Annotated in this window: 7 protein-coding genes; 2 read left to right on the forward strand and 5 right to left on the reverse strand. The window is 60.7% G+C overall.

The annotated features are described in order from the left end of the window. Positions 1-184: 184 nt before the first annotated feature. The 3 genes from ACNPAA_RS19980 to ilvY form a co-directional block, all read right to left on the reverse strand. Complete coding sequence (locus ACNPAA_RS19980) at positions 185-2758, reverse strand: bifunctional acetate--CoA ligase family protein/GNAT family N-acetyltransferase (protein WP_182956152.1); 2574 nt, start codon at positions 2756-2758, stop codon at positions 185-187. A gap of 90 nt (positions 2759-2848) precedes the next feature. After that, positions 2849-3040, reverse strand: a complete 192-nt coding sequence (locus ACNPAA_RS19985) for a hypothetical protein (RefSeq protein ID WP_010676124.1) — start codon at positions 3038-3040, stop codon at positions 2849-2851. 107 nt (positions 3041-3147) lie between these two features. Next, positions 3148-4041 (reverse strand): HTH-type transcriptional activator IlvY, encoded by an 894-nt coding sequence (ilvY, locus tag ACNPAA_RS19990; RefSeq protein WP_010676123.1) that lies wholly within the window; start codon positions 4039-4041, stop codon positions 3148-3150. Positions 4042-4234: 193 nt separating this feature from the next. Here ilvY and ilvC point away from each other — a divergent pair, with 193 nt between their 5' ends. Continuing rightward, positions 4235-5716 carry a ketol-acid reductoisomerase gene (gene ilvC / locus ACNPAA_RS19995; RefSeq protein WP_069784585.1) on the forward strand — a complete coding sequence of 494 codons (1482 nt, stop codon included), beginning with the start codon at positions 4235-4237 and terminating at the stop codon, positions 5714-5716. A 259-nt stretch (positions 5717-5975) separates the two neighbouring features. On the opposite strand, the gene pgi is transcribed toward ilvC, so the two are convergent. Beyond that, positions 5976-7625, reverse strand: a complete 1650-nt coding sequence (gene pgi, locus ACNPAA_RS20000; protein ID WP_201873054.1) for a glucose-6-phosphate isomerase — start codon at positions 7623-7625, stop codon at positions 5976-5978. A 421-nt stretch (positions 7626-8046) separates the two neighbouring features. Here pgi and ACNPAA_RS20005 point away from each other — a divergent pair, with 421 nt between their 5' ends. Continuing rightward, a complete protein-coding gene (locus ACNPAA_RS20005; protein ID WP_029314882.1) occupies positions 8047-8235 on the forward strand; it encodes a hypothetical protein in 189 nt (62 codons plus the stop codon). Positions 8236-8352: 117 nt separating this feature from the next. On the opposite strand, the gene ACNPAA_RS20010 is transcribed toward ACNPAA_RS20005, so the two are convergent. After that, a complete protein-coding gene (locus tag ACNPAA_RS20010; RefSeq protein WP_039040993.1) occupies positions 8353-9189 on the reverse strand; it encodes a mechanosensitive ion channel domain-containing protein in 837 nt (278 codons plus the stop codon). Positions 9190-9428 lie beyond the last annotated feature (239 nt).

A 9428-nucleotide genomic window follows, 5' to 3' on the forward strand; every position in this document is an offset into this window, starting at 1 on the left:
CCCCATGCCGAACTCAGAAGTGAAACGCTGTAGCGCCGATGGTAGTGTGGCATTCGCCATGCGAGAGTAGGACACTGCCAGGCACCCAATACAAGAAACCCCGCTCACTCGAGCGGGGTTTCTTATTGCCTGAAATTCACGTTATCCATCCATATCTGGTTGATTTACCACCACGATTGTATCGTTATACAACCTGATCAGCACAGGGCAGCTCCATGTTGACTATCCCGTCTTCCAGCTGAATATCGATCTTGAAACCGAGCCGTTTGGCCAGATTGATCATGCCGCGATTGCTGGGCATGGTCATGCCAGATAGCTGGCCTATGCCACGCTCTCTGGCGTAGCGCACGATCTTTTCCATCATCAACTTGCCGAGTCCGAGCCCTTTCAAGTCTGAGCGGACCAGGATGGCAAACTCCGCATCCGATTGATCCGGGCTGGCAATGGCTCGCACCACTCCCAGGATCTGCTGGCTGAAAGGGCCGTCCTGACCCACGGCGACGAAGGCCATTTCCCGGTCATAATCGATCTGGGTCATGCGGGCCAGCTCCTCATGCCCCAGCTCCCCCACGTCGGCAAAAAAGCGTTTGTACCTGTCTTCATCAGACACCTGCCGCACGAACTGCTTGTGGGCCGGCTCGTCTTCGGGGCGGATGGGGCGCAGCAGCACATGACTCTGATCTTTCAGCCAGGCACCCTCTTCCAGCTCGGTGGGATAGGGGCGAATGGCCAGTGGCAGCACTTGTTGTCCTCGCTCTGCCAAGACGAGCCGGGCATCCAGGATCACCATCTCTTCGCCACAGGCCTGCAGCGGGTGCAGATCCAGTTCTTGTATCTCGGGGAAGGCCAGCAGCAGCTCGGAGAGCTGGCACAGCACCTGGCCGAGGGCGTCGATATCGAGCCGTACCGGACTGGCCTGCTCGCGGATCTTGCTATCCTTGAGGGCACCAATGATCTGGTAGCGAGCCAGTGCCTGGTTGAGGGGAGGAAGGGCCGCGACCATGTCGCGGGGCTCGGCGCCGGATTCCCCGAGCAGGATGACGGGGCCGAAGACCGGATCCTGCTGCAAGCGGATCCGTAGCTCCAGACCCCCGCTGCGGCGTGCCATGCGTTGTACCAGAAGCCCTTCTATGCGGGCGCCAGGATCGTGCTGACGTACCCTGTCCAGAATGGCATCCGCCGCCTGGGCGACTTCCGCCGAGGTGCGCAGGTTCAGCATGACACCGTGTACATCGGATTTGTGGGCGATGTCGGGAGATCGCAGCTTCACCGCTACGGGGTAGCCAATCTGTTCTGCAGTCAGTGCGGCCTCGATGGCATCGGAAACGATCCAGGTCGCGAGGGTGGATAGCCCGGCTGCCTGCAAGATGGGATGGGCCAGGTGGGTGTCCAGCACCCGCTGCTGGCGGTCCAGCGCTTGCCCAAGAAGCTGCTGGCAGCGCTCGACATCGAGCCTGTCGCCCTGCAGGGAGGCCGGTGTTTCCATCAACTGTTTCTGGTTGCGGCGATATTCCACCATGTGCATGAAGGCCGTGACGGCGCTTTCCGGGGTGCGATAGGTCGGGATGCCCGCTTCGTTGAACAGGCGTCTCCCCTCTTGGGCGGAGTATTCGCCTGCCCAGTTGGTCAGTATGTTGAATCGTCTGGCCCTGGGATGCTGCTTGATGAAGTCGATCAGGTTGCTGGCGAGGGTGACACCTCGGGCGGTGAGGGACGGTGCATGGATCAGCAGGATGGCATCGGCACTGTCCCCTTGGAGCAGCGTCTCGAGTGCACTCTTGTAGGCCTCGATATCTGCATCGCTGCCGATGTCGAGGGGTGGCATCGCCAGCTTGCCTCCCCGAGACAGCAGTACGTCTGCGGCCATGTTGGCGAGACCGCGCCCGTTGGAGAGGATGGCGAGCCGCTCCCCCTTGAGGGTCAGGGAGTGGCTCAGGGTCTCGACAGTGGCAAACAGTTCGTGGGTATCCCGGACGCGCAGCATGCCAGCCCGGCGGATGGCGGCATCATAGACATTGTCGAGACCGTTGGCCGGGTCGTGCCGACCGCTCTTGAGGATCAGGATGGGTTTGTTACGCGAGGCGGCACGGGCGGCGGAGAGAAAGTGCCTGGCATCGTGCAGCTTGTCCATGTAGATCAGGATGGCGCGGGTCGTCCCGTCCCGGGAGAGCTGATCCAGCAGTTGGCCAAAGTCGATGTCGCAATGATCGCCCAGGGAGATGAAGGCCGAGAAGCCGATTTCGCGCTGCTTGGCCCAATCCAGGATGGTGGTGCTGACCGCTGCCGACTGGGAGAGAAACGCGACCTGTCCCGGAGTCGCTGCAATGGGGGAAAAGCTGGCGTTGATACCCTGCCCGGGGAGCAGCATGCCCATGCTGTTGGGGCCGAGCAGCCGGATGCCGTATTGCTGGCACAGATGCTTGAGCCGCAGGCGCTCGTCAGTGGAGAACTGGGCGGCCAGTATGATGGCGGCTCCGGTTCCTTTCTTGCCGAGCTCCTCGATGAGCGGCAGTACCCGTTCGCGCCGGGTACAGACGATGGCGAGATCGGGGGAGAGGGGAAGGCTCTCTATGTCCGGATAGGCGAGCACGCCAGCGATGGCCTGGCTGCGGGGGGCTACGGGTAGTATAGGGCCCTGGAACTGACCCGCCAGCAGGTGCCGGATGACCACATGGCCTGCTTTCTGCGGATCACTGGAGGCGCCGATGACGGCGATCGAGTGAGGTTTGAAGAGCCGATCCAGGCCGCTTTGTTTCATGGGCACTCCTCGTGGTGGCCCCCGGGGCGAGGGGGACGGATGGTGCCAGTCTAATACGCTTTGCGTGCGGGTACTGTGACCGATTGCGGATCACGATCTGGCCAGTGCGCTGGCGCGCAGATAAAAGCGCAGCTCCCCCTGAATGCATTGCACCGTGGCGAGGTGCCTGTCCTGGAGATAGATCTCCTGCTCCCGATCGAGTTCATGGCGCTGGACCCCGAGGCTTTGCAGATATTCTGCGAACAGGATGGCACTGCGGATTTCGACAAGATGCTGGCTCACGCTCTATTCCTTGATGGTGGCTGGATGGTGCCGGCCAGTGTCCCCTCTTCTCCCCCACTTTCATACTGATACATTTGACACTCACTGTGGCTCCGACGCCTGCCGGATCAGCGAAGGCCTCCCTGGCCGCGTGCGGTGTCCCAGAAGGCGCGGATCAGCGGCTCTTCAAGCCGCTTCTTGAGCACGGCGATGCCGACGTCGAACGCCTTGAGCGCCGGTTTGGGCTCGACCACACGCACCTTGTCCCCCATGGGGCTGTGATCGATGACGGCGGCAGGCACGACACCCACACCGAAGCCGAGGGCCACCATGGCGACGATGCCCTCGTTGCCCGCCACTTCTGCATAGATGTTGGGAGCTATCCCCTTGTTGCGAAACCATTGATCACAACGCTTTCGGGCCAGCCCCTGTTCGGAGAGGATCAGCGGCAGGCGCTCCCAGTCAGGTTCGCCCTGGGGGAACCACTGACCCTGCTGGGGGGCATTGCGGGGGGCGATGAACACCAGAGGGACTTGTTGCAGGCTGGCGAATTCCAGCTTGGACGAGAGCGCATCCGGCCTCGCTGCGATGGCGAGATCGGCTTCGTCAGCCAGGATCTTGTCCACTGCCAGTGCCGGGTCGCCGGTCTCCAGCTTGATCTCCAGCTGGGGGTAGCGGCGGCGAAAGCGCTCCAGTACCTCGGGCAGCAGAAAGTAGCTGGCGGTAACCGAACAGAACACCCGCAGCCGCCCTTGCAGCGGCTCGTCGCTGCGCTTGAGCTCCTGTTTGAGTTGGCGCCACTCCTGCAGCAAGGCACCGCCAAACTCCCGCAGCTTGTCACCAGCAGGGGTGAGCCGCACCGAGCGGTTGTCCCGCTCGAACAGCACGCAGCCGGTCTCCTGTTCCAGTCGCTGGATGGCGCGGCTCAGGGTGGAGGGGCTGACCGCCATGGCATCGGCGCTTTTGCCGAAGTGGAGGGAGTCGGCGAGGTGGAGAAACAGTTCGAGATTGCGAAGGTCCATCTTTTTATTCCTGCGGCGTTGTCAGGCGCCCTGTAGCACGATGGCTCGGCGGCGGGAGATTGCGGGAAATCACATTTCAATTCCTGCAACGTACTGTTTCGAATATATCAGTTCAGGCAATAAGTGTCCCGCGCTATAGTGGTTTCGACAACGCCGCTATCCGGCATGGAATCAATCGAACGGAGCAATCACCATGGCTAACTATTTCAACACCTTGAACCTGCGTCAGCAGTTGGCCCAGCTGGGCAAGTGTCGTTTCATGCAGCGCGAAGAGTTCGCGGACGGCTGCAACGTGCTGAAGGGCAAGAAGGTGGTGATTGTGGGCTGTGGCGCCCAGGGCCTGAACCAGGGTCTGAACATGCGCGACTCCGGGTTGGACATCTCCTACGCCCTGCGCAAGGCCGCCATCACCGAGAAGCGCGCCTCCTGGCAGAAGGCCACCGACAACGGCTTCGTGGTCGGCACCTATGAAGAGCTGATCCCGACCGCCGATCTGGTGCTGAACCTGACTCCGGACAAGCAGCACTCCGACGTCGTCAAAACCGTGATGCCGCTGATGAAGCAGGGCGCTGCGCTGGGCTACTCCCATGGCTTCAACGTGGTGGAAGAGGGTCAGCAGATCCGTGCCGACATCACCGTCGTGATGGTTGCACCCAAATGCCCGGGCACCGAAGTGCGTGAAGAGTACAAGCGTGGTTTCGGCGTACCGACCCTGATCGCCGTCCACCCGGAGAACGATCCCCAGGGTGAGGGCATGGCCATCGCCAAGGCGTGGGCCTCTGCTACCGGTGGCGACCGTGCCGGCGTGCTGGAATCTTCCTTCGTCGCGGAAGTGAAATCCGACCTGATGGGCGAGCAGACCATTCTGTGCGGCATGCTGCAGGCCGGTTCCCTGCTCTGCTACGACAAGCTGGTTGCCGAGGGCACCGACCCGGCCTATGCCGGCAAGCTGATCCAGTTCGGCTGGGAGACCATCACCGAGGCCCTGAAGCAGGGTGGCATCAGCCTGATGATGGACCGTCTCTCCAACCCGGCCAAGCTGCGTGCCTTCGAGCTCTCCGAGCAACTGCGCACCCTGATGCGTCCGCTGTTCGAGAAGCACATGGATGACATCATCGCCGGCGAGTTCTCCCGCGGCATGATGGCTGACTGGGCCGAAGACGATGCCAAGCTGTTCGGCTGGCGCGAAGAGACTGGCAAGTCCGCCTTCGAGAATGCCCCTGCCTATGCTGGCAAGATCGCCGAGCAGGAGTACTTCGATAATGGCGTGGTCATGGTGGCCATGGTCAAGGCGGGTGTCGAGCTGGCGTTCGAAACCATGGTGGCCTCCGGCATCTATGAAGAGTCCGCCTACTACGAGTCTCTGCACGAGCTGCCGCTGATCGCCAACACCGTCGCCCGCAAGCGTCTGTACGAGATGAACGTGGTCATCTCCGATACCGCGGAGTACGGCAACTACCTGTTTGCCAACGCTGCCGTGCCGCTGCTGCGTGAGCACTTCATGCCGACCCTGCAAGCAGGGGACCTGGGCAGTGCCCGTGCCGAGAGTAAGGCGGTGGACAACCTGGCCCTGCTGGCTGCCAACGAAGCGACCCGCAACCACCCGATCGAGAAGATCGGCCAGACCCTGCGTGGTTACATGAAGGACATGAAGCGCATCGCTGTTGGCGGTTAATCTGGCATGACCCGCAACCATGCTTGGTGCGAGAAGATCGGCCAGACCCTGCGTGGTTACATGAAGGACATGAAGCGTATTGCCGTCGGCGGTTAAGCCTTCGCTGAGCGGCATCGGAAGGGGCGGGGATGACGATCCCCGTTACTGGCTGGCTTAGACACCTGGCCTGTCGTCCGGATGATGCAAACAGACAGATTGAAGCCTATAAAAAAGCCCCGCTCATCGAGCGGGGCTTTTGCATTCTGGAGGGCGCGAGCAATCAGGCCTTCCAGGCTTTCCAGGTGTTGATCAGGCCGTTGGTGGAGCCGTCGTGGCTGGTGACGGCCTCATCGGTGCCCAGCTCCGGCAGGATCTTGTTGGCCAGCTGTTTGCCCAGCTCCACACCCCACTGGTCGAAGGAGAAGATGTTCCAGATTGCGCCCTGTACGAAGATCTTGTGCTCGTACATGGCGATCAGGGAGCCGAGGGTTTTCGGGGTCAGCTGCTTGAACAGGATGGAGTTGGTCGGGCGGTTGCCTTCGAACACCTTGAACGGCACCAGATCCTTGACTTGCTCCAGCGTCTTGCCGGCGGCCAGGAACTCGGCCTCCACCGCTTCCTTGCTCTTGCCGAAGGCCAGGGCTTCGGTCTGGGCGAAGAAGTTGGCCAGGAGCTTCGGATGGTGGTCACCGATGGGGTTATGGCTGATGGCCGGCGCCAGGAAGTCGCAGGGGATCAGCTTGGTGCCCTGATGGATCAGCTGGTAGAAGGCGTGCTGGCCGTTGGTACCCGGCTCACCCCAGATGATGGGACCGGTCTGGTAGTCCACCGGATGGCCGTCGCGATCCACGTACTTGCCGTTGGACTCCATGTTGCCTTGCTGGAAGTAGGCAGGGAAGCGATGCATGTACTGATCGTACGGCAGGATGGCTTCGGACTCGGCACCATGGAAGTTGTTGTACCACAGGCCGATCAGGGCCAGCAGTACAGGCACGTTCTGTTCATAGGCGGCAGTGGCGAAGTGCATGTCCATCTCGAAGGCGCCTTGCAGCAGGGCCTCGAAGTGCTCGAAGCCGAGGGAGAGGGCGATGGGCATGCCGATGGCGGACCAGGAGGAGTAACGGCCGCCGACCCAGTCCCAGAACTCGAACATGTTGTCGGTGTCGATGCCGAACTCGGCCACGGCCTTGCCGTTGGTAGACAGGGCGGCGAAGTGCTTGGCCACGTGAGCCTTGTCGCCGGCGTGACCGAGGAACCAGTCGCGGGCGGTCAGGGCGTTGGTCATGGTCTCCTGGGTGGTGAAGGTCTTTGAGGCCACCAGGAACAGGGTGGTTTCCGGATCGATCTTCTTGAGCGTCTCGGCGATGTGGGTGCCGTCGACGTTGGAGACGAAGTGCATCTCCAGGTGATTCTTGTAGGGGCGCAGGGCCTCGGTGATCATGACGGGGCCCAGATCGGAGCCACCAATGCCGATGTTGACCACGTGCTGGATGGCCTTGCCGGTATAGCCCTTCCACTCGCCACTGATGACCTTCTCGCAGAAGCCCTTCATCTTGGCCAGTACGGCGTTCACTTCCGGCATCACGTCCTTGCCGTCAACCTCGATGGGACGGTCGGAGCGGTTGCGCAGGGCGGTGTGCAGTACGGCGCGTCCTTCGGTCATGTTGATCTTGTCGCCGTTGAACATGGCGTCGATGGCGCTGCGCAGATCGGTCTCGCCAGCCAGGTTCACCAGCAGCTTGAGGGTCTCTTCGGTGATCAGATTCTTGGAGTAGTCGACCAGGATGTCGCCACCGAAGGTGAGGGAGAACTTGTCAAAACGCTTGGGATCCTGTGCGAACAGATCCTTGAGACGCATCTCCTTGTTGGCTGCAAAATGGGCTTCCAGTGCCTGCCAGGCCTGGGTCCGGGTTGGATTGATATTTTTCATAGGATTATCAGTCTTCCAAGTTGTGTTTGAACCTTGCAGGCAAGGCTCCCGCCAAACCTTATTATGCGAGCATTATACCGGGCACTCCGTGCGCCCCGTGTAACAGAGCATTACCAATTGTCTGCAACGAGGGAGTGTACAACCAAAACAGTGCGATTATGAGTCACCCAGTACCCCGGGATCTTGCGTTTGCGCATGCTTGTTCGGGTTGAAAAGGCTTTCATTTCAAGGGGAGCGCGGCCGTGGCTCTGGAAAGCTGGCGTGACAGATCAAAGGGTATTCAACAGACGCTCATCGGACGGTTTTTTGAGCAGGCGCAAATGGTGGACAACAGACGCTGGCTACCATATGAGCCGAATGGACGAGATCTCCCAGGGATGGCCAAGGTATGGAATCAATGGTGTGGAATGAGGAGATCGAGATGAAAGCCCTGTTATCCCTGTTTGCCCTGAGCCTGATCGCCACCGGCCTCATCGGTTTGCTGACCCTGACGCTGGCCAATGCGGCGCCGACGCTGGAGATCCGCGTGTTGGCGGTGATCGGAGCCGTGCTGGGGGGCTATGTGCTGATGCAGCCCCTGCTCAACCGGGTCGCACGTCGGCTGGGGTGAGAACGCAGTGCTATCTGGTGCGCAAGACCGGCCTGTGGCCGGTTTTTTTCATGTCACAGCAAGGCAGAAACGACAGTGCCAGCCCGAAGGCTGGCACTGGAGAACGCACACCGAGGATCAATCCGCCGTCTTCTGCATGTGGACCACACGCTGGGGGAAGGGGATCTCGATGCCCTCGGCGTCGAAGGTGAGCTTCACCTTCTCGTGGAAGTCGAACCAGACACCCCAGTAATCACCGGTCTTGACCCAGGGACGCACCACGATGTTGACTGAGGAGTCGGCCAGCGCGGCAACGGCAATGGTGGCTGCCGGCTCCTTCAGGATGCGGGGCTCTTCGCTCACCAGCCGCTCCAGGATCTGTTTGGCCTTGCGGAGATCCGAGCCGTAGCCGATGCCGAAGGTCATGTCGACGCGGCGGGTATCCATGCGCGAGTAGTTGACGATGGTGCCGTTGAGGATGGCGGAGTTCGGCACTACCACCATCTTGTTGTCACCGGAGGTGAGGGTGGTGGTGAAGAGCTGGACCGATTGCACAACGCCATTGGTGCCTGCCACCTCGATAAATTCCCCTGCCTTGATGGGGCGGAAGATGATGAGCAGGAAACCGGCGGCAAAGTTGGAGAGAGAGCCCTGCAGCGCCAGACCGATGGCCAGACCGGCGGCACCGATAATGGCGACGAAGGAGGCGGTCTGCACCCCGACCCGGCCCAGGGCGGCGATCACCACGAACACCAGGATGGTGTATTTGAGGATGCTGCCGACGAAGTGGGTGACGGTGGTGTCCAGCTTGCGGGTCTGCATCACCTTGACCACGCCACCGCTGAGAAGGTTGGCTGCAATGTAACCGACCAGCAGGGTGATCAGGGCGGCGGCGATGTTGACCGCATACTCGATGATCAGCCCCTGGTTGTTGGTCAGCCAGGTCTGTGCTTCGGTAATGATCTCGGGTTCCATAGGATGTCCTGTTGGTGTGAAGATTTATGGCAGATGAATCTAACACTTGAGCGCGACAAGCTGGGTCGCATCTGGTGCTTGTCTTTTCTTTTGTGCCACAAAAAGCAAGGGAGGCCAAGGCCTAATGCCGATCAGTTAAGGATCCATTGACCGATCCTCAGGCTGTGTAAGAATCCGAAACTCCTTGTTGGGTTTCGGATTTTTTTATGCGTATCGACCAAGCTCTCGACTTCATTCAC

This window comes from Aeromonas sp. PS2Canimalfood6 (assembly GCF_048276795.1).
In the GTDB taxonomy this organism is placed as follows: domain Bacteria; phylum Pseudomonadota; class Gammaproteobacteria; order Enterobacterales; family Aeromonadaceae; genus Aeromonas; species Aeromonas caviae.

What these genes read in the sequence shown, in the direction of transcription:
- ilvY (WP_010676123.1), bottom strand. Translation starts at nt 4,041, where the DNA reads ATGGACCTTCGCAATCTCGAACTGTTTCTCCACCTCGCCGACTCCCTC.
- ACNPAA_RS19980 (WP_182956152.1), bottom strand. Translation starts at nt 2,758, where the DNA reads ATGAAACAAAGCGGCCTGGATCGGCTCTTCAAACCTCACTCGATCGCC.
- ilvC (WP_069784585.1), top strand. Translation starts at nt 4,235, where the DNA reads ATGGCTAACTATTTCAACACCTTGAACCTGCGTCAGCAGTTGGCCCAG.
- ACNPAA_RS20005 (WP_029314882.1), top strand. Translation starts at nt 8,047, where the DNA reads ATGAAAGCCCTGTTATCCCTGTTTGCCCTGAGCCTGATCGCCACCGGC.
- ACNPAA_RS20010 (WP_039040993.1), bottom strand. Translation starts at nt 9,189, where the DNA reads ATGGAACCCGAGATCATTACCGAAGCACAGACCTGGCTGACCAACAAC.
- pgi (WP_201873054.1), bottom strand. Translation starts at nt 7,625, where the DNA reads ATGAAAAATATCAATCCAACCCGGACCCAGGCCTGGCAGGCACTGGAA.